At 67.8% G+C, this 18372-nt stretch carries 15 protein-coding genes and 2 tRNA genes; 10 read left to right on the forward strand and 7 right to left on the reverse strand.

The annotated features are described in order from the left end of the window. Positions 1 to 215: 215 nt before the first annotated feature. Positions 216 to 3692, reverse strand: a complete 3477-nt coding sequence (locus PM1_RS08270) for a PAS domain-containing hybrid sensor histidine kinase/response regulator (protein ID WP_009620566.1) — start codon at positions 3690 to 3692, stop codon at positions 216 to 218. A gap of 251 nt (positions 3693 to 3943) precedes the next feature. Here PM1_RS08270 and PM1_RS08275 point away from each other — a divergent pair, with 251 nt between their 5' ends. The 3 genes from PM1_RS08275 (at position 3944) to PM1_RS08285 (ending at position 8150) form a co-directional block, all read left to right on the forward strand. Next, positions 3944 to 4513 carry a GNAT family N-acetyltransferase gene (locus PM1_RS08275; RefSeq protein WP_009620564.1) on the forward strand — a complete coding sequence of 190 codons (570 nt, stop codon included), beginning with the start codon at positions 3944 to 3946 and terminating at the stop codon, positions 4511 to 4513. 9 nt (positions 4514 to 4522) lie between these two features. Next, positions 4523 to 5383, forward strand: coding sequence for an AraC family transcriptional regulator (locus tag PM1_RS08280; RefSeq protein WP_009620562.1), 861 nt, complete (start codon positions 4523 to 4525; stop codon positions 5381 to 5383). 892 nt (positions 5384 to 6275) lie between these two features. Then, positions 6276 to 8150, forward strand: coding sequence for an MFS transporter (locus PM1_RS08285; RefSeq protein ID WP_009620560.1), 1875 nt, complete (start codon positions 6276 to 6278; stop codon positions 8148 to 8150). 49 nt (positions 8151 to 8199) lie between these two features. Here PM1_RS08285 and PM1_RS08290 read toward each other — a convergent pair whose 3' ends face one another. From PM1_RS08290 to rdgC, 4 genes are all read right to left on the reverse strand, one after another. Next, positions 8200 to 8409, reverse strand: coding sequence for a cold-shock protein (locus PM1_RS08290; RefSeq protein WP_009620558.1), 210 nt, complete (start codon positions 8407 to 8409; stop codon positions 8200 to 8202). Between the two features lie 191 nt (positions 8410 to 8600). Next, positions 8601 to 8915 (reverse strand): quaternary ammonium compound efflux SMR transporter SugE, encoded by a 315-nt coding sequence (gene sugE / locus PM1_RS08295; protein WP_009620556.1) that lies wholly within the window; start codon positions 8913 to 8915, stop codon positions 8601 to 8603. Positions 8916 to 9058: 143 nt separating this feature from the next. After that, positions 9059 to 10003 carry a bile acid:sodium symporter family protein gene (locus PM1_RS08300; RefSeq protein ID WP_009620554.1) on the reverse strand — a complete coding sequence of 315 codons (945 nt, stop codon included), beginning with the start codon at positions 10001 to 10003 and terminating at the stop codon, positions 9059 to 9061. A 62-nt stretch (positions 10004 to 10065) separates the two neighbouring features. Next, on the reverse strand, positions 10066 to 10986 hold the full coding sequence (gene rdgC, locus PM1_RS08305; protein WP_009620552.1) for a recombination-associated protein RdgC: 921 nt from the start codon (positions 10984 to 10986) through the stop codon (positions 10066 to 10068). A 178-nt stretch (positions 10987 to 11164) separates the two neighbouring features. Between rdgC and PM1_RS08310 the strand changes: the two genes are divergently transcribed. From PM1_RS08310 to PM1_RS08340, 7 genes are all read left to right on the forward strand, one after another. Continuing rightward, positions 11165 to 11240 (forward strand) — tRNA-Val (locus PM1_RS08310). Positions 11241 to 11255: 15 nt separating this feature from the next. Then, a tRNA-Asp gene (locus PM1_RS08315) sits at positions 11256 to 11332 on the forward strand. Positions 11333 to 11563: 231 nt separating this feature from the next. After that, positions 11564 to 12301, forward strand: a complete 738-nt coding sequence (locus PM1_RS08320; protein WP_009620550.1) for an FKBP-type peptidyl-prolyl cis-trans isomerase — start codon at positions 11564 to 11566, stop codon at positions 12299 to 12301. Between the two features lie 368 nt (positions 12302 to 12669). Then, a complete protein-coding gene (locus PM1_RS08325; protein WP_009620548.1) occupies positions 12670 to 13095 on the forward strand; it encodes a YkvA family protein in 426 nt (141 codons plus the stop codon). A 171-nt stretch (positions 13096 to 13266) separates the two neighbouring features. Continuing rightward, the gene (locus PM1_RS08330; RefSeq protein ID WP_009620546.1) at positions 13267 to 13584 is read left to right on the forward strand and encodes a helix-turn-helix domain-containing protein; all 318 of its coding nucleotides are present in this window, start codon (positions 13267 to 13269) and stop codon (positions 13582 to 13584) included. Next, entirely contained in the window at positions 13581 to 13946 is a 366-nt protein-coding gene (locus PM1_RS08335; RefSeq protein WP_009620544.1) for a hypothetical protein, read from the forward strand. The genes PM1_RS08330 and PM1_RS08335 overlap by 4 nt, the downstream gene beginning before the upstream one ends. Next, positions 13943 to 14422: a hypothetical protein gene (locus PM1_RS08340; RefSeq protein ID WP_009620542.1), complete on the forward strand. Its 480-nt coding sequence runs from the start codon at positions 13943 to 13945 to the stop codon at positions 14420 to 14422. The genes PM1_RS08335 and PM1_RS08340 overlap by 4 nt, the downstream gene beginning before the upstream one ends. A 7-nt stretch (positions 14423 to 14429) precedes the next feature. Here the strand turns inward: PM1_RS08340 and PM1_RS08345 are convergent, their stop codons facing one another. Together PM1_RS08345 and PM1_RS08350 are read right to left on the reverse strand one after the other, a co-directional pair. Then, positions 14430 to 16178, reverse strand: coding sequence for a GGDEF domain-containing protein (locus PM1_RS08345; protein WP_009620540.1), 1749 nt, complete (start codon positions 16176 to 16178; stop codon positions 14430 to 14432). A 96-nt stretch (positions 16179 to 16274) separates the two neighbouring features. Beyond that, complete coding sequence (locus tag PM1_RS08350; protein ID WP_009620538.1) at positions 16275 to 18356, reverse strand: carboxy terminal-processing peptidase; 2082 nt, start codon at positions 18354 to 18356, stop codon at positions 16275 to 16277. Between the last annotated feature and the right edge of the window lie 16 nt (positions 18357 to 18372).

Raw genomic sequence — 18372 nt, forward strand, 5'->3', positions numbered from 1 at the left:
CATCCTACGCAAAGCACTCTGGTGCGGCTTGCAAGACAGTTGCTCCTACGGGGGAGAATACCGTGCCTCCCGGAACCGTAGGGCGGATAACCGTTCGCGGTTATCCGCCGATACACCGGGGCCACAGCCAACGCCAAGGTCAACCCCGGGGCCGCCGGCAAGCAAGGCCAGGCGGCGGATAACGCCGTAGGCGTTATGCGCCCTACGACGTCCGCTCAGCGCAGGCTCAGGTGCCGGCTCAGCAGCGCCCGCAGCGCCGCCGGCTTCACCGGCTTGGCGAGGAATTCCAGGCCGGCGGCGTGGATCTGCGCCACCAGCTCGGGGCGGGCGTCGGCGCTGATCACCACGCCGGGCACCGGCTCGCCCAGGCGGGTGCGCAGCCAGGCCATCAGCTCGGCGCCGGTCTCGCCGTTGTCCAGGTGGTAGTCGATCAGCGCCAGTTCCGGGCGCGCGTCGCTGTCCAGCAGTCGCTCGCACTCGGCCTTGCTGCGCGCGGTGAGCACGCGGCAGCCCCAGCGGCTGAGCAGGCTGTTCATGCCGACCAGGATGCTGTCCTCGTTGTCCACGCACAGCACCTGGGCGCCGTTCAGCTCGGTGGGCACCTCGGCCTTGTGGCCGTTGAGCTCGGCCGGCGCCGGCTGCCGCGCCAGCGGCACGCTGACGCTGAACACGCTGCCCTTGCCCGGCCAGGAGCGCACCTGCAGGCGGTGGCCGAGCACCTTGCACAGCCGGTCGGCGATCGCAAGACCCAGGCCCAGGCCCTTCTCGGCGCGGGTCTGGTGGCTGTCCAGGCGCTTGAACTCCTCGAAGATCACGCTGAGCTTGTCCTCGGGGATGCCCGGGCCGCGGTCCCACACCTCCAGGCGCAGGTGCCCGTCCTCGCGGCGCACGCCCAGCAGCACGCGGCCCTTGGCGTAGCGGAAGGCGTTGGTCAGGAAGTTCTGCAGCACCCGGCGCAGTAGCTTGATGTCGCTGTCCACCCGCAGCTTGCTGCCGCGCAGGTGGAAGTCGATGCCCTGTTCCTGGGCCAGGGCGCGGAATTCGGCGCCCAGCGGGTCGAGCAGGGCGCTGAGCGGGAAGGCCGCGCGCTCGGCGCTGACGCGGCCGCTTTCCAGGCGCGAGATGTCCAGCAGGTCGGTGATCAGGTCCTCGGCCGAACGCAGCGAGGAGTCCAGGTGGCGCACCAGGTCGCTGGACTCGCCGGGCAGCTCGCTCTGGGCCAGCGCCGCGGAGAACAGCCGCGCGGCGTTCAGCGGCTGCATCAGGTCGTGGCTGACCGCGGCGAGGAAGCGCGTCTTCGACTGGTTGGCGGCCTCGGCGGTGCCCTTGGCCTCGGTCAGCGCCTGGTTCAGCTGGGAGAGTTCCTGGGTGCGTTCCTCGACGCGCTGCTCCAGGCTCTCGTTGGCTTCCTTGAGGCCGTGCTCGGCGTCGCGGAACGCGGTGATGTCGGTGAAGCTCATGACGAAGCCGCCGCCGGGCATGGGGTTGCCGATCAGCTCGATGACGCGGCCGTTGGGGAACAGCCGCTCGGAGGTGTGCGGGGTGCCCTGGCGCATCCAGTACAGGCGCTTGGCCACGTGCAGGTCGGGGTCGCCGGGCCCGCACAGGCCGCGCTCGGCGTTGTAGCGGATGATGTCGGCGATCGGCCGGCCGACGTGGATCAGCCCCTCGGGGTAGTCGAACAGCTCGATGTAGCGGTGGTTCCAGGCCACCAGGCGCAGCGACTGGTCGACCACGCTGATGCCCTGGGTGATGTTCTCGATGGCGCCCTGCAGCAGCGCGCGGTTGAACTGCAGCACCTCGGAGGCTTCGTCGGCGATCTTCACCACGTCCTCCACCTGCATCTCGCGGCCCTCGATGGCGGCCTTCACCACCGCGCGCGCCGAGGAGGCGCCGAGCACGCCGGCGAGCAGGCGCTCGGTGTGGGCGATCCACTCGTCGTTGGCGTTCTGGCTGGGCACGAAGCCCTTGCCCTGGCGGTAGGCGAAGCGGATGAAGCTCTGCCGCGCGCGCTCCTCGCCGACGAAGCGCGCGGCGAGCATCAGCAGGTCTTCCAGTTGCACCGCCAGCATCGAGCGCGAGCTGAGCCGCTGGGAGATTTCCTGGCCGATGAAGCGGCTGGCCTGCCAGTGCTCGGAGACGCGGGTGCGGGAGAACACCGAGACCAGGCCGAACAGGGCGAAGTTGCCGATCAGCGAGAGCAGCACGCCGAGGGTCAGCGGCTCGATGTTGATGCCGAAGGGGTGGGCGGCCAGCCAGGTCAGCCCGGGGAAGTGCTCCAGCGGCCAGCCCAGGCTGCGGGCGATCACCGGCAGCACCAGGGTGTAGGCCCAGAGCGCGGCGCCGGCGGCCAGGCCGGCGAACACGCCGCGGCGGTTGGCCTGCTTCCAGTACAGCGCGCCGATCATCGCCGGGCCCAGCTGGGCGATGGCGGCGAAGGCGATCTGGCCGATGGTCGCCAGGCTCGCGGTGGAGCCCAACAGGCGGTAGCTGACGTAGGCCAGCAGGAGGATCAGCGCGATGCTCACCCGGCGCACGGTCAGCAGCCAGTGGCGGAACACCTCGAACGGCTGCTCGGCGTCGGTGCCTTTGCGGCGCAGCAGCCAGGGCAGCAGCATGTCGTTGGAGACCATGGTGGACAGCGCCACGCTGGCCACGATGACCATGCCGGTGGCCGCCGAGGCGCCGCCGATGAAGGCCAGCAGCGCCAGCGCCGGGTGCGCCTCGGCCAGCGGCAGGCTGATCACGAAGGAGTCGGGGATGACCCCGGCCGGCAGCTGCATCTGCCCGGCCAGGGCGATGGGCACCACGAAGAGCGCGGCCAGCACCAGGTAGGCGGGGAACACCCAGCGCGCCAGGTTGAGGTCGCGCGGCTCGATGTTCTCCACCACCAGCACGTGGAACTGCCGCGGCAGGCACATGATGGCGGTCATGGCCACGCCGGTTTGCAGCAGCATGGCCGGCCAGTGCACGGTCTCCTGCCAGTATTCGGCCAGCTGCGGGGCGTCGCGGGCCCTGTCGAACAGGTCGCCGAAGCCGTCGTAGAGGCCGAAGGTGACGAAGATGCCCACGGCGAGGAAGGCGGTCAGCTTGACCAGCGACTCGAAGGCGATGGCCAGCACCATGCCGCGGTGGTGCTCGGTGACGTCCAGGCTGCGGGTGCCGAAGACGATGGTGAACAGCGCCAGCACCAGCGAGACGATCAGCGCCGTGTCCTGGGCGCGGCTGCCTCCGGAGTCGGCGCCGGCGCCGATCAACAGGTTCACGCCCAGGACGATGCCCTTGAGCTGCAGGGCGATGTAGGGCAGCACGCAGACCACGCAGATCAGCGCCACCACCACCGCCAGGGCCTGGGACTTGCCGTAGCGCGCGGCGATGAAGTCGGCGATGGAGGTGATGTTCTCCTGCTTGCTGATCATGATCATCTTCTGCAGCACCCAGGGCGCGAAGAGCATCAGCAATACCGGGCCGAGGTAGATCGGCAGGAACGACCAGAGCTGGCCGGCGGCCTGGCCGACGGCGCCGAAGAAGGTCCAACTGGTGCAGTACACCGCCAGCGACAGGCTGTAGACCCAGGCGCGCAGGCGCGGCGACAGGGGCGCGCGGCGGCGGTCGCCATAGAAGGCGATGGCGAACAGGATGGCCATGTAGAGAAGGGCGACCGTGGCGATCAGCCCACTGGACAACGACATGCGAACTCCGACAAATCGACTCGCTCCCCCGCAGGAGCTGCTGGGATGCAGTTTCGCACCAAAGTCCGATGCTGTCAGAACCCCTGCGACCAAGGTCTCAGAGGCCGCTTGCCGCAGTGGGAAAGCGCTGGTAGCTTTGCCGGCCTTTTCGCCCGGCCCCCGCCCGTCGCGCCCTGGCGCGGCTGTGGCACTATTGCCGGGCGCCGGGTTCCGATAGGAGCCGGCGGAAAGTCGAGGTACGAGGAGGGGCCATGTTCAGACCGTCACCCATCACCCTGCAGCGCGGTGCGCTGCGCCTGGAGCCCATGGTCGAGGCCGACGTGCCGGACCTGGTGGCGCTGGCCGAGGCCAACCGCGAGGCGCTGAAGTTCATGAGCGCGCCGCAGCGTCCGGACTGGTACCGCAACAGCCTCGCCGAGCAGCGCGAGGGCCGCGCCCTGCCGCTGGTGGTGCGCCTGGGCAACCAGCTGGTGGGCACCACCCGTTTCATGGATTTCCTTCCGGCGCTGCCGGCCTGCGAGATCGGTGGCACCTGGCTGGATGCGGCGCAGCACGGCACCGGGCTGAACGCCAGCATCAAGTACCTGATGCTGCGTCAGGCCTTCGACAACTGGAAGATGGTCCGCGTGCAGCTGAAGACCGCCGCCAGCAACCTGCGCTCGCAGCGCGCCATCGAGAAGCTCGGCGCGGTGCGCGAGGGCGTGCTGCGCAACCACCGGCGCCTGGCCGGCGGGCGCCTGGACGACAGCGTTCTCTACAGCATCACCGACCTGGAGTGGCCGCAGGTGAAGGCCGCCCTGGAAGCCGGCTTCATCGGCTGAGGCCCCGGCATGCCCCTCGACAGCGCCCAGGGCGAGCGCACGCGCTTCTGGCGGGCCCAGGAACTGGGCGGCCTGGAGCTGCTGCACGCGCGCTTCATCGAGCAGCGCTTCGCCCCCCACGTCCACGAAGGCTTCGCCCTGGTGCTGATCGAGCAGGGCGCCCAGCGCTTCCGCCACCGCGGCGCCGAGCACCTGGCGCCCAGCGGCAGCCTGGTGCTGATCAATCCCGACGAGGTCCACACCGGCTCCAAGGCCCATGAGGCGGGCTGGTTGTACCGGGGGTTCTATCCGGAGATCGGCCAGGTCGGCAGCGTGCTCGACGAGCTGGAGCTGGGCGGCCGCGGCCTGCCCACCTTCGACGCCAGCGTGTTGCACGATACCGAGTTGAGCCGGGCCTTCCTGCACGTGCACCGCCTGCTGGAATCCAATGCCAGCAGCCTGGAGCGCCAGACCTGCTGGCGCGAGGCATTGCTGTTGCTGTTCCAGCGCCACGCGCGGGTGCCCGAGGCGCGGCCGGCCGGCCAGGAACCCCAGGCGGTGGCCCGCGCCCGCGAGCTGCTGGCGGCCCGGCTGGTCGAGCCGCCGTCGCTGGAAGAACTGGCGGCGGCGGTGAACCTGTCGCCCTTCCACTTCGCCCGGGTGTTCCGCAAGGCCACCGGCCTGCCGCCCCACGCCTGGATCAAGCAACGCCGCCTGGAACAGGCCCGCGCCCTGCTCAAGGGCGGCTGCGCGCCGGCCTCGGTGGCGGCGCAGTTGGGCTACGCCGACCAGAGTCACCTGAGCCGCCAGTTCAAGCAGGCCTACGGCGTGGCGCCGGGCGAATACCGCCAGGCCTGCGGACGCTCCGGCCTGCCACCTGGCAACCTGTAGGAGCGGGCCCTGCCCGCGATTTCGCGCGCAGGGCGCGCTCCTACATGAAATGGTGCGGGTGGGGCGGCGTAAGCGGATCTTATCCGCGAATCGCGCCGGTGGTTCCGGCTATCGCGGACAAGGTCCGCTCCTACGGGGGAGGAATACCGTGCCCCCGGCAACCTGTAGGAGCGGGCCCTGCCCGCGATTCGCGCGCAGGGCGCGCTCCTACATGGAATGGTGCGGGTGGGGCGGCGTAGGAGCGGATCTTATCCGCGAATCGCGCCGGTGGTTCCGGCTATCGCGGACAAGGTCCGCTCCTACGGGGGAGGAATACCGTGCAACCTGTAGGAACGGGCCCTGCCCGCGATTTCGCGCGCAGGGCGCACTCCTACATGGAATGGCGTGGGTGGGGCGGCGTAGGAGCGGATCCCATCCGCGAATCGCGCCGGGGCGTCCGGCTATCGCGGACAAGGTCCGCTCCTACGGGGAGAGGAATACCGTGCAACCTGTAGGCGGGCCCTGCCCGCGATTTCGCGCGCAGGGCGCGCTCCTACATGGAATGGTGCGGGTGGGGCGGCGTAGGAGCGGATCTCATCCGCGAATCGCGCCGGTGGTTCCGGCTATCGCGGACAAGGTCCTACGGGGGAGGAATACCGTGCAACCTGTAGGAGCGGGCCCTGCCCGCGATTTCGCGCGCAGGGCGCGCTCCTACATGGAAATGGCGTGGGTGGGGCAGCGTAGGATCTCATCCGCGATTTCGCCCCGGCCTGTCCGGCCACGCGAGAGGCAATTCGGAATTTTTGCCCGTGGATGTGGCCAGAGGCATCGCAGTTGCAGTCAAATTTGCGACGGACGCCGCGGCGTTCTCCCGGCCCGCTTTCGGGGTCGCCTGACCAGGTACACACGGACGATGAGCCAACACTCGCAATTCGCCCTGCTGGGCTCCCGGCGCTTTTTGCCGTTCTTCATCACCCAGCTGCTCGGCGCCTTCAACGACAACATCTTCAAGCAGTCGCTGATCCTGGCGATCCTCTACCACCTGAGCGTCGGCGGTGACCGCAACCTGCTGGTCAACCTCTGCGCCCTGCTGTTCATCCTGCCGTTCTTCCTGTTCTCCGCCCTGGGCGGGCAGTTCGGCGAGAAGTTCAACAAGGACGCGCTGATGCGCGCCCTGAAGGCCGCAGAGATCGTCATCATGCTGGTCGGCGCCGCGGGCTTCCTGCTCGGCAGCCTGCCGCTGCTGTTCCTCGCGCTGTTCGCCATGGGCACCCACTCGGCGCTGTTCGGCCCGGTGAAGTACTCGATCCTGCCGCAGCACCTGCGCGACGACGAACTGGTCGGCGGCAACGCCCTGGTGGAGATGGGTACCTTCCTGGCCATCCTCGCCGGCACCATCGGCGCCGGCGTGCTCATGTCGCGCCAGGCCTACGCTCCGGCGGTGGGCATCGCCGTGGTGCTGGTGGCCGCCTGCGGCTACCTGGCCAGCCGCGGCATTCCCCGCGCCGCCGCCGCGCTGCCGCAGCTGCAGCTGGACTGGAACATCTTCAAGCAGTCCTGGGCCATCCTGCGCCTGGGCCTCGGCCAGCGCCCGGCGGTGTCGCGCTCGCTGGTGGGCAACTCCTGGTTCTGGTTCCTCGGCGCGGTCTACCTGACGCAGATCCCCACCTACGCCAAGGAGCTGCTGCACGGCGACGAGAGCGTGGTGACGCTGATCCTCACCGTGTTCTCGGTGGGCATCGCCCTGGGCTCGATGCTCTGCGAGAAGCTCTCGGGCAAGAAGGTGGAGATCGGCCTGGTGCCCTTCGGCTCCATTGGCCTGAGCCTGTTCGGCATCCTGCTGTGGTGGCACAGCGGCGGCTTCCCCGTCGGCGCCGCGCCGTTCACCTGGCTGGAAGTGCTGGAGCACCCGCAGAGCTGGGCGGTGCTCGGCGACATCCTCGGCATCGGCGTCTTCGGCGGCTTCTACATAGTGCCGCTGTACGCCCTGATCCAGGCGCGCACCGAGGAGGACAAGCGGGCCCGGGTGATCGCCGCGAACAACATCCTCAACGCGCTGTTCATGGTGGTCGCCGCCGTCGTCTCGATCCTGCTGCTGTCGGTGGCCAAGCTGAGCATCCCGCAGCTGTTCCTGGTGCTGTCGCTGATGAACGTCGCGGTGAACGTGTACATCTTCAAGATCGTGCCCGAGTTCACCATGCGCTTCCTGGTCTGGCTGCTCAGCCACTCCATGTACCGCGTCGACCACCAGAACCTAGAGGCCATCCCCGACGAGGGCCCGGTGGTGCTGGTGTGCAACCACGTGTCCTTCGTCGATGCGCTGCTCATCGCCGGCTCCATCCGCCGCCCGGTGCGCTTCGTGATGTACTACAAGATCTTCCGCCTGCCGGTGCTCAACTTCATCTTCCGCACCGCCGGCGCCGTGCCCATCGCCGCGCGCCACGAGGACGAGCGCATCTACGAGGAGGCCTTCCGCCGCGTGGCGCAGTACCTGAAGGACGGCGAGGTGGTGTGCATCTTCCCCGAGGGCAAGCTGACCGCCGACGGCGAGATGAACGAGTTCCGCGGCGGGGTGGAGCGGATCATCGAAGAAACCCCGGTGCCGGTGATCCCCATGGCGCTGCAGGGCCTGTGGGGCAGCTTCTTCAGCCGCGACCCGGACAAGGGCTTCTTCCGCCGCTTCTGGTCGCGCGTGCGCCTGGTGGCGGGGCAGCCGCTGCCGCCGCAGGAGGCTGGGCGCCAATACCTGCAGGCGCAGGTGGCTGGCCTGCGCGGCAACGCCCGCTGAAACGAAAAAGCCCCGGCAGAGCCGGGGCTTTTTCACAGGGGCGCGAGGTTCAGATGACCTGAACTTCGTCCGCCTGCAGGCCTTTCTGGCCTTCTACAACGATGAAGGAGACCTTCTGGCCTTCCTGCAGCGACTTGAAGCCATTGCCCTGGATGGAACGGAAGTGAACGAACAGGTCGCCACCGTTTTCCTGGGTGATGAAGCCAAAGCCCTTGGCATCGTTGAACCATTTGACGGTGCCGGTCTGACGATTCGACATGGAGTTACACCTTGAACGTTGTGGTTTGCTGCACGGCGTTACCGCCGCCTGTTCTGAGTTGCAAGGTGTGGGCCGGGCCGAACGAAGAGCGTCGCCGCCTTCAGGTCATCAGCCGTGACGATCCTGGCAAGCACAGTTGCCGCAGCATACCGGGACTTTTCCGGGAAAGCGACAGGACGGACGTGCCGATTTCAATGGCTTAACTTCAGCCCGACCAGGCCGCAGAGGATCAGCGCGATGCTGAGCAGGCGCAGCGGGGCGACGGATTCGCCGAACAGCAGGATGCCGAGGGTCACCGTGCCCAGCGCGCCGATGCCGGTCCAGATGGCGTAGGCGGTGCCCAGCGGCAGGTGTTTCATGGCAAGGCCCAGCAGGCCGATGCTGGCGGCCATGGCCAGCGCGGTCAGCACGCTGGGCCACAGGCGGGTGAAACCTTCGGTGTATTTCAGACCGACGGCCCAGGCCACTTCGAACAGGCCGGCGAGGAAAAGGATGAACCAGGACATGGGAGACCTCCGGGATGACTGATGGGCAGGGCCGTCCCCGTCGGTGCACCAGGTGGTGGTGAGGTCGTCCTCACGATGTGCAGTATTTTGCACAATCTGGCCCGGACGGCAACCTGTGCAGGCGCCGCCCGGGCCAGCAGGTTTCAGGAGGATTGTTCGGGCTTGTCCGTCAGGCGGCGGAACCAGCTCGACAGGGTGGCCCCGGAGATGTTGTGCCAGACGCTGAACAACGCGCTGGGCACCGCCGCCAGCGGCGAGAAGTGCGCGCTGGCCAGGGCCGCGCCGAGCCCGGAGTTCTGCATGCCGACTTCCAGGGCTAGCGACTTGCGCTGCGCCAGGGGCAGGCCGAAGACGCGTCCGGCGAGGTAGCCGAGGAGGAAGCCGAAGCCGTTGTGCAGGATCACCACGGCCATGATCAGCAGGCCGGACTCGGCGATCTTCGCCTGGCTGGCCGCCACCACCGCCGCGACTATCACCACGATGCACACCACCGAGACCAGCGGCAGCACTTCCACCACCTTGCCCACCCGTGCGCCGAACAGGCGCTGGGCGACCACGCCGAGGGCGATGGGCAGCAGCACCACCTGCAGGATCGACCAGAACAGCTCGGCGAAGGACACCGGCAGCCAGGCCGAGGCCAGCAGCCAGATCAGCGCCGGCGTCAGCAGCGGGGCGAGCAGGGTGGTCACCGCGGCGATGGCCACCGACAGCGCCAGGTCGCCGCGGGCGAGCCAGGTCATGACGTTGGAGGCGGTGCCGCTGGGGCAGCAGCCGACCAGGATCACGCCCACGGCGATCTCCGGCGGCAGGTGCAGCAACTGGCACAGCAGCCAGGCCACGCCGGGCATGATGACGAAGTGGGCGACCACGCCCAGGCACACGCGCCAGGGGTGCCGCGCCACTTCGGCGAAGTCTTCCAGCTTCAGCGTCAGGCCCATGCCGAACATGACGATGCCGAGCATCGGCACTATCGCCGGCGCCAGCGGGCGGAACCACTGCGGCGCGAGGAAGGCCAGCACGGCGAACAGCAGTACCCAGAGGGCGAAGGTGTTGCCGACGAAGCGGCTCAGCAAGGCGATGGCGCGCATGGACGGTGATCCTTGTCGTTATTGTCGGGCCGGCGCCATATAGGGCGCCGGCCGGGATGGGCTTAAATGCCTTGTGGGATTTCCTCGCCACCCAGCGCTTCGAACAGCGCCGGCAGGAACTGGCCGAAGGTCAGCATCATCAGGATGAAGCTGGCGTCGAGCTGGCCGAGGGCGTCGTCGCCGCCGTCCTTCTCGGCCTGCTCCTGCAGCAGTTCCTCGAAGCGCAGGCGCTTGATCGCCAGCTTGTCGTCGAGCACGAAGCTGAGCTTGTCCGACCAGGCCAGCGCCAGCTGGGTGACCAGCTTGCCGGAGGACAGGTGCAGCTGGATCTCGTCGCTGGTCAGGTCCTGGCGCTTGCAGCGCACCACGCCGCCGTCCTCGTGGGTGTCGCGCAGTTCGCACTCGTCGAGCACGAAGAAGTCGCCGGCGGCTTCCTGGGTCTTCACCCAGTCGGTGAGGGTGGCGCTGGGCGCGACCTTGACGCTGAGCGGGCGCACCGGCAGCGAGCCGAGGGCCTCGCGCAGGGTGGAGAGCAGGTCCTCGGCCTTCTTCGCGCTGGCGGTATCGACCAGGATCAGGCCCAGCTCCGGGGCGATCGCCGCGAAGGTCGAGGAGCGGCGGATGAAGGCGCGCGGCAGCAGGCTCTGGACGATCTCGTCCTTGAGCTGGTCGCGTTCCTTCTTGTAGACCTTGCGCATCTGCGCGGTCTCGATCTCGTCCACCTTGTCCTTCAGCGCATCGCGCACCACGCTGCCGGGGAGGATGCGTTCCTCCTTGCGCGCGCTGATCAGGTAGAAGCCCTGGCTGACGTGGGCCAGGGGCGCGTCGGGGCCCTTGCCGAAGGGCGCGGTGAAGCCGTAGGTGGTCAGTTCCTGGCTGGCGCAGGGGCGCGCCGGCTTGCTGGCCAGGGCTTTCTCGAGGGCATCGGCATCGATCTGCAGATCCTGGGTGAGGCGGTAGACGAGCAGGTTACGGAACCACATGAGGGTCAAACTCCCGGACACAAAGGACTGCATTATTCCCACAGCGGCGGTCCAGGCCAAGCCCATGGCGTTTCGCCGGCGTTTTCCTAAGCCTTTGGAACGGCAGAAAAAATTTTTCACGCGGGGGCTTGCCAGGGTGCGAATGCCTCCGTAGAATGCGCCCCACTTCGAGAGTGAAGGGTGATTAGCTCAGCTGGGAGAGCATCTGCCTTACAAGCAGAGGGTCGGCGGTTCGATCCCGTCATCACCCACCAAACTCGAGGTCCGACGCAGCGGTAGTTCAGTCGGTTAGAATACCGGCCTGTCACGCCGGGGGTCGCGGGTTCGAGTCCCGTCCGCTGCGCCATATTCCAAGCCCTCAGGCAGAAATGCCTGGGGGCTTTGTCTTTTCCGGCTCCGGAAAAGGCCCGCGTGCGACGCCGTTCGCAACGCCTATCCCGTTAATTTTTCTATAAGTTTGCCGTGGGAACTTATCCCCCGGCAGCGGTTCCTATTGCCCATAGCCATTGGCCGCGGCGCCCTGATAAGCTCGCGGTTTCATCGAAATGCCAGCATGGCAATCAGACAAGGAATCAGCATGAAACAACATCGGTTGGCGGCAGCGATCGCACTGGTCGGCCTGGTTCTCGCGGGCTGCGATCAGCAGGCTGCCAATGTGGAGCTCAAGACGTCGGCGCAGAAGGCCTCCTACGGCATCGGCCTGAACATGGGCAAGAGCCTGGCCCAGGAAGGCATGAACGATCTGGACTCCAAGGCCGTCGCCCAGGGCATCGAAGATGCCATCGGCAAGAAGCCGCAGCGCGTCACCGATGAAGAGCTGACCCAGGCGTTCACCGACCTGCAGAAGCGCTCCGAGGAGCGCATGGCCAAGCTGAGCGAGGAAACCCTCAAGGCCGGCAAGAAGTTCCTCGAGGACAACGGCAAGCGCGAAGGCGTGGTCACCACCAAGTCCGGCCTGCAGTACGAAGTGGTGAAGAAGGCCGACGGCCCGCAGCCCAAGGCCACCGACGTGGTCACCGTGCACTACGAGGGCAAGCTGACCGACGGCACCGTGTTCGACAGCTCCATCCAGCGCGGCAGCCCCATCGACCTGCCGGTCAACGGCGTGATCCCGGGCTGGGTCGAAGCCCTGCAACTGATGCACGTGGGCGAGAAGATCAAGCTGTTCATCCCCAGCGAACTGGCCTACGGCTCGCAGAGCCCGAGCCCGACCATCCCGGCCAACTCGGTGCTGGTGTTCGACCTGGAACTGCTGGGCATCAAGGATGCCAACCAGGCCGGCGGCGAGCAGCCGCAAGCCCCGGCGCAGAACTGAGTACATTCGTACCAAGAGGACGCCCCGCCCGTGCGGGGCGTTCCTGTTTCTGCAGGAAGATGGCGCTGCTCCGCGGCTGACCAGTCGGTCGGAAAGGGCGTAGTCTGGTGCGGGATGTTACCCTTATGCACATATATGTCGCAGCCGTGGTTACGGCCGGTGCTTGACAGCGAAGGGTGATATCGAATAGCCGCAACTGTATGATTTTTATAAGGTTTCCCGAGCTGAACAAAAAATCGCCGATCTGTCTGTAGGCCGCTGGCGACGGGCTTTCCGGCGTGGAGACCGGATACTTTCAACAGAGTTATCCACAGGAAAGGTGGATAACCCAAACGTCCCCCGGTGACACCGCCGGGACGAGGTGCCCGATGAAGAAACCCGCCGGTTTCGACCGTTATCTGGCCCTGGCCGAACGCTTTCTCGCCCGGGGCCGGGTACCGGCGCTGCTGTTCGCCGTGGCGCGCAAGAGCGCGCGCCTGAAGCTGGTCAAGGCCGACCTGCGCCTGCTGCAGGAGCTCGCCCTGGCCACCGTGCGCGGGCAGTATCGCCAGCTCAACCCCAGGGCGCTGCTGGCCGTGGTGGCGGCGCTGCTGTATTTCCTCTCGCCGCTGGACATGATTCCCGACTGGCTGCCCGGCGTGGGCCTGCTGGACGACCTGGCGGTGCTGGCCTGGGTGGTGCGCCACTGGCAGGCCGAGCTGGATGCCTTCAAGCTCTGGCGCGACGCGCAGAGCCGTGAGACGCGCCAGTCCCTGGCGCTGCTGCCGGGGCCGGAGCGGCCGGCGCGCGGCTGAGTTGCCGTCCACGCGAACCGTGCGCGGCGTTGCGATGCCGTGCGCGATGATGCGCCCGATGAGGCCGAGCGGCGTTTCATGGGCGATACTGTGAAGGGTCGGAATGCCGGGCAGGCGCCAGTGGTTGCCGTCATTGCCCGTTGAAATGCCGGCATGCAAGGAGTGTTGTCGATGAATGTGCAAGTGATCACACGAGACGGCGAAGCGGAGTACGCCGTGCTTCCCTGGGCCGACTACCAGGCGCTGCTGGCCGCTGCCGGCGCCCGCGCCGCCCAGCCCCCGGCGCCTGCCGTCACGGTGGCGGCGCCGACCGCCTCCTGGCGCGAACTGCGCGAGGCGCGCGGCCTGTCCCTGGAGAGCGTGGCCCGCGAGGTGGGGATCAGTCCGTCCTACCTGGGGATGATCGAAAGCGGCGAGCGCGAGGTCAGCGAAGCCATCGAGCACGGCCTGCGTCGCGCACTGGGAGCGAAGTCGGAGTCGGCATCTTGAGCGTGCATATCAGCCGCAAGCACTGGCAGGGCTTGCTGGACGAGCTGGAAGACGCGCGCCGCCAGCGCCACCTGTTGACCTACCGGGCACTGATCGAGCGCCTGCAACTGCCGACCCCGGCGATGACCACCCTGACCGCGGCCCTGGAACACCTGGCGCAGCTCGATGCCCGCGCCGGCCGGCCGCTGCGCAGTTCGCTGGTGATCAGCCAGGGCGCCAGCCGTCTGCCGCGCACCGGGTTCTTCGAGTGCGTGGAGCGCCTGGGGCGCTTCTCCGGCGCTTCTGACGGCCCGGCGGCGGCGGGCTGGCATGCCGCCGAGGTGGTGCGGGTGTTCGAATTCGATTACCCGGAAGAGCCGTGAGCCGCGAGTTCGTCTGGCGCCTGCGCGCCCGCCTGTCCTACGCCGTGGCGCGACGCCTGATGGGCTGGCCCTGGCTGGTCCGCCAGCCGCGCGCCTGGCAGTGGATGCAGGGGCAGTTCTCGCGCATGGCCAATCTTGGCGACGTGGCTGCGCAGAGCTTCTACGGCCACCTGCTGCTGTTCCGCGGCCAGGGCTTCGGCGCCCGCGAGGAGGGCCTGCGCCTGCTCGCCCTGGCGGCTGCCGGTGGGGATGCCAAGGCTGCCTATCAGTTGGGCGTGCAGGCTCTGCAGGGCAGCGCGCAGCGGCAGCCGGACGGCGCCGCTGCGGCGCGTCATTGGGCCCAGGCCGCCGAGGCTGGCCATCCGCTGGCTGCGCGGCGCCTGGCCGAGCTCTATCGCGACGGGGCCGAAGGCCTCGCCGCCGATGCCGAGCAGGCCGCGCGCTACCAGGCCCTGGCGGCGCGCCTGGGCCTCTGAGCGGCTGCTACTCCAGGGTGATGACGTGCCGGCTGTAGCCCGGGACTTCCTTGGCGTGGCGCTTGGCCTCGGAGGCGATGCTCGCCAGCTGCGCCGCGTCCAGGCGTTCGCCGGCACCGGGCTTGAGGTGCACCACGCCCACCGACAGTGACAGCAGCGGGAATTCCTGGCGCTGGCCGCGGCGGTTGTAGGCGACGAAGCAGCCGGCCTGCAGGTGCTCCTGGTTGTAGAAGCGCCGGCACTGGCCCTGGAAGTCCTCCAGCAGCTGGTTGAGGCGGTTGCGCCAGTCCTCGGAGGTGAACACCAGCATGAAGTCGTCGCCGCCGATGTGGCCGACGAAGTCGCAGCCGGGGTCCACCCGGTCGCTCAGGCATTGCGCCAGGCACAGCAGCACCTCGTCGCCGCGGGCGTAGCCGTAGAGGTCGTTGAAGGGCTTGAAGCTGTCGATATCGACGTAGCACACCGCCGCCTCGCGCTCCTGTTGCAGTAGACGGCCCAGGCACTGCTGGATGGGCACGTTGCCCGGCAGCAGGGTCAGCGGGTTGGCGTAGCGCGCCTGGCGGATCTTCAGTTCGGTGATCAGCTTGAGCACGTCGATCACCCGGCCCAGGCCGAGGTAGCGGCCGCCCTGGGTGATGATGAAGTCTTCCTCGATGCGCTGCCGCGCGCGGCTGGTGAGCAGGCGGCTGACCTGTTGCAGCGACTGGCTGCGCTCCACCGCGAGGAAGTCCTCGCTCATCAGCCGGCTGATTGGCTTGCGCGCGTACAACTCGGTGCCGAAGGGCTTGAGCAGGGCATCGGAGAGCGCATGGCGGTGGACGATGCCCACCGGCTGCTGGTGCTCGTCGAGCACCGCCAGGGCGTTCAGGTTGGCCTGGGCGCGGAACGCTTCCAGCACTTCGGCGATCGGCGTGTCGCGGCCCACCGCCGGCTGTTCCAGCAACAGCGGGCGCAGGTCGGCCTGTTCCTCGCCGTGCAGGGCGTCCGCCCGTTCGAGGTCCGGCAGCAGCCCGCGGACCTCGCGTACCGGCTGTTCCTGCGGGCGGCCGATCAGGTAGCCCTGGACCAGGTCGACGCCCATCTCCGAGAGCACCGCCAGTTCCTCCGGCAGTTCGATGCCTTCGGCTATCACCTGGGCGCGGGAGGCGTGGGCCATCTTCAGGATGGAGCCGACGAACTCGCGCTTGACGCCGTCCTGGTGGATGCCGTCGATGAAGTGGCGGTCGATCTTCACGTAGTCCGGGCGCAGCTCAGACCACAGGCGCAGGCTGGAGTAGCCGGCGCCGAGGTCGTCCAGGGCGATGCAGAAGCCCATGGCGCGGTAGTGGTGCAGCGCGGTGTCGAGCAGGCCGAAGTCCTCGATGGGCGCCTGCTCGGTCAGCTCGATGACCACGTCGCCCGGCGCTATGCCGAGGGTCTGCAGCAACTGCAGGGTGCGGCCGGGCTGGTGGTTGGGGTCCAGCAGCGACTCGGGGGCGACGTTGAGGAACAGCTTGCCGCCCAGCCCCAGCTCGTGGAAGCGCTGGCAGGCGCGGCGCCGGCAGAGCACGTCCAGCTCGCTCAGGCGGCCGGCGTGGCGCGCGGTGCTGAACAGGGTGAGGGGGGAGTGCAGCGGGCTGTTGGAGGGGCCGCGGGTGAGGGCCTCGTAGCCCACCAGGCGCCGCTCGGAGAGCGACACTATGGGTTGGAACAGACAATGCAGGTCGCCGTGAGCGATGATCTGGGCCAGCGCGCTCAACTGCTCGGTGACGGTCATGACGGTTCTCTGTGGGTGAAAAGACGAAGGGCCGGTCTCCCGGCCCTTGCGCATTTCACTACTGAGTCATGACTGTTTCGTGACGACTCCGCTCTTTCAGTGCTTGGCCAGCGCCGAGCTGAGCGTCAGGTAGTCCAGCAGGATGTGCCCGGACTCGGTGAGGTAGGCGTCGTCCTGCGGCTTGGTCTTGTCGTCGTCCGGCAGGGCGTTGTCGTCTTCCTGCTTGAGCTCCTTCAGCGGCTCCTGGCCCTTGGATTTGCGCAGTGCGTTCTCCATGGCCAACTGGCGGCCCTCGATGCTGCTCTGCTGGGCGCGGCGCTTGGCCTCGTTCAGGCTGACGGTCTTCTCCTTCATCAGCTCCTGGGCCAGGGCCAGGCGCTGGCGGGCGTAGACGAAGTCGGCATTGTTCGCGGTGCGCGCGTCGTGCTGGGTCTTCAACTGGTCGAGGAACGGCTTGAAGGGGTCGCTCTGCGCCGACAGCACCGGGCGGATGGTGTCCCAGGGCATGGAGTCGGGCAGGGCGCTCTCGCCGATTTCCTTGTCGTCGACGATGGACGGGTAGGCGATGTCCGGGATCACGCCCTGGTGCTGGGTGCTCTGCCCGGAGACGCGGTAGAACTTGGCCAGGGTCAGCTTCAGCTCGCCGTGGTTGAGCGGCTGGATGGTCTGCACGGTGCCCTTGCCGAAGGTCTGGCCGCCGACGATGAGCGCGCGGTGGTAGTCCTGCATGGCGCCGGCGAAGATTTCCGAGGCCGAGGCGGACAGGCGGTTGACCAGCACGGTCATCGGCCCGGTGTAGAAGGCCTTGCCCTCGTCATCGTTGAGCACGTCGACGCGGCCGTCGCTGTTGCGCACCAGCACGGTCGGGCCCTGGTCGATGAACAGGCCGGTCAGCTCGGTGGCTTCCTGCAGGGAGCCGCCGCCGTTGTTGCGCAGGTCGATGACGATGCCGTCGACCTTGTCCTTCTGCAGCTCGCCGATGAGCTTCTTCACGTCGCGCGTGGTGCTCTTGTAGTTCGGGTCGCCGGCGCGGTAGGCCTTGAAGTCCAGGTAGAAGGCCGGCACGTCGATCACGCCGAGCTTGTAGCTGCGGCCGTCGTGGTCGAGGGTGATTTCCGACTTCTTCGCCGCCTGGTCTTCGAGCTTCACCGCCTCGCGGGTGATGGTGACGATCTTGCTGGTCTGGTCGTTCGGCGCGTTGCTCGCCGGGATCACTTCCAGGCGCACCTGCGAGCCCTTCGGCCCGCGGATCAGCTTGACCACCTCGTCCAGGCGCCAGCCGACCACGTCGACCATCTCGCCCTTGCCCTGGGCGACGCCGATGATCTTGTCCGAGGTGGCGATCTGCTTGCTCTTCTCCGCCGGGCCCGCCGGCACCAGGCGCACGACCTTGACGTAGTCGTTGTCGCTCTGCAGCACCGCGCCGATGCCCTCCAGGGAGAGGCTCATGTTGATGTCGAAGTTTTCCGCGCTGTCCGGCGACAGGTACTGGGTGTGCGGGTCGTAGGTCTGCGCGAAGGCGTTGATATAGGCCTGGAAGATGTCTTCGCTGCGCGTCTGCTCCAGGCGCATCAGCTGGTTCTTGTAGCGCTTGGTCAGCTGTTCCTGGATGGCCTTGTCGTCCTTGCCGGCGATCTTCAGGCGCAGCACCTCGTCCTTGACCTTCTTGCGCCAGAGGTCGTCGAGCTCGGCGCCGTTCTTGGCCCAGGGCGCGTTCTCGCGGTCGATGGTCAGGCTCTCGTCGACCTTGAAGTCGATCTTGTCGACGCCCTTGCCGAGCATCGCCAGGGCGAAGTCCAGGCGCTCCTTGAGGCGGTCCAGGTGACGCTTGTAGATGGTGAAGCCGGGGTCCAGCTCGCCGCTCTTGAGGAAGTCGTCGAACTGGGTGCGCCAGGGCGCGAACTGGGCGATGTCGCCGGCGGTGAAGTACATCCGCGACGGGTCCAGGGCCTTGATGTAGGCGTCGTAGATCTTCGCCGAACGGTCGTCGTTGAGCGGCGGCTTGCTGTAGTGATGGCGCTTGAGCAGCTCGACGATGTTGAGGCTGGCGATCACCTGGTCACGGTCCGGCTGCAGGCCGTCCCAGGAGTTCTGGCCGGCGGAGGGCGCGGCGAACGAGGACAGGGCGCTGGCGCCGAGGACCAACAGCAGGGCGGTGCGGGGCAGAAATCGCTTCATGCTTAATCGACTGGGT

The organism is Pseudomonas sp. M1 (assembly GCF_022760135.1).
GTDB lineage: Bacteria > Pseudomonadota > Gammaproteobacteria > Pseudomonadales > Pseudomonadaceae > Pseudomonas > Pseudomonas citronellolis.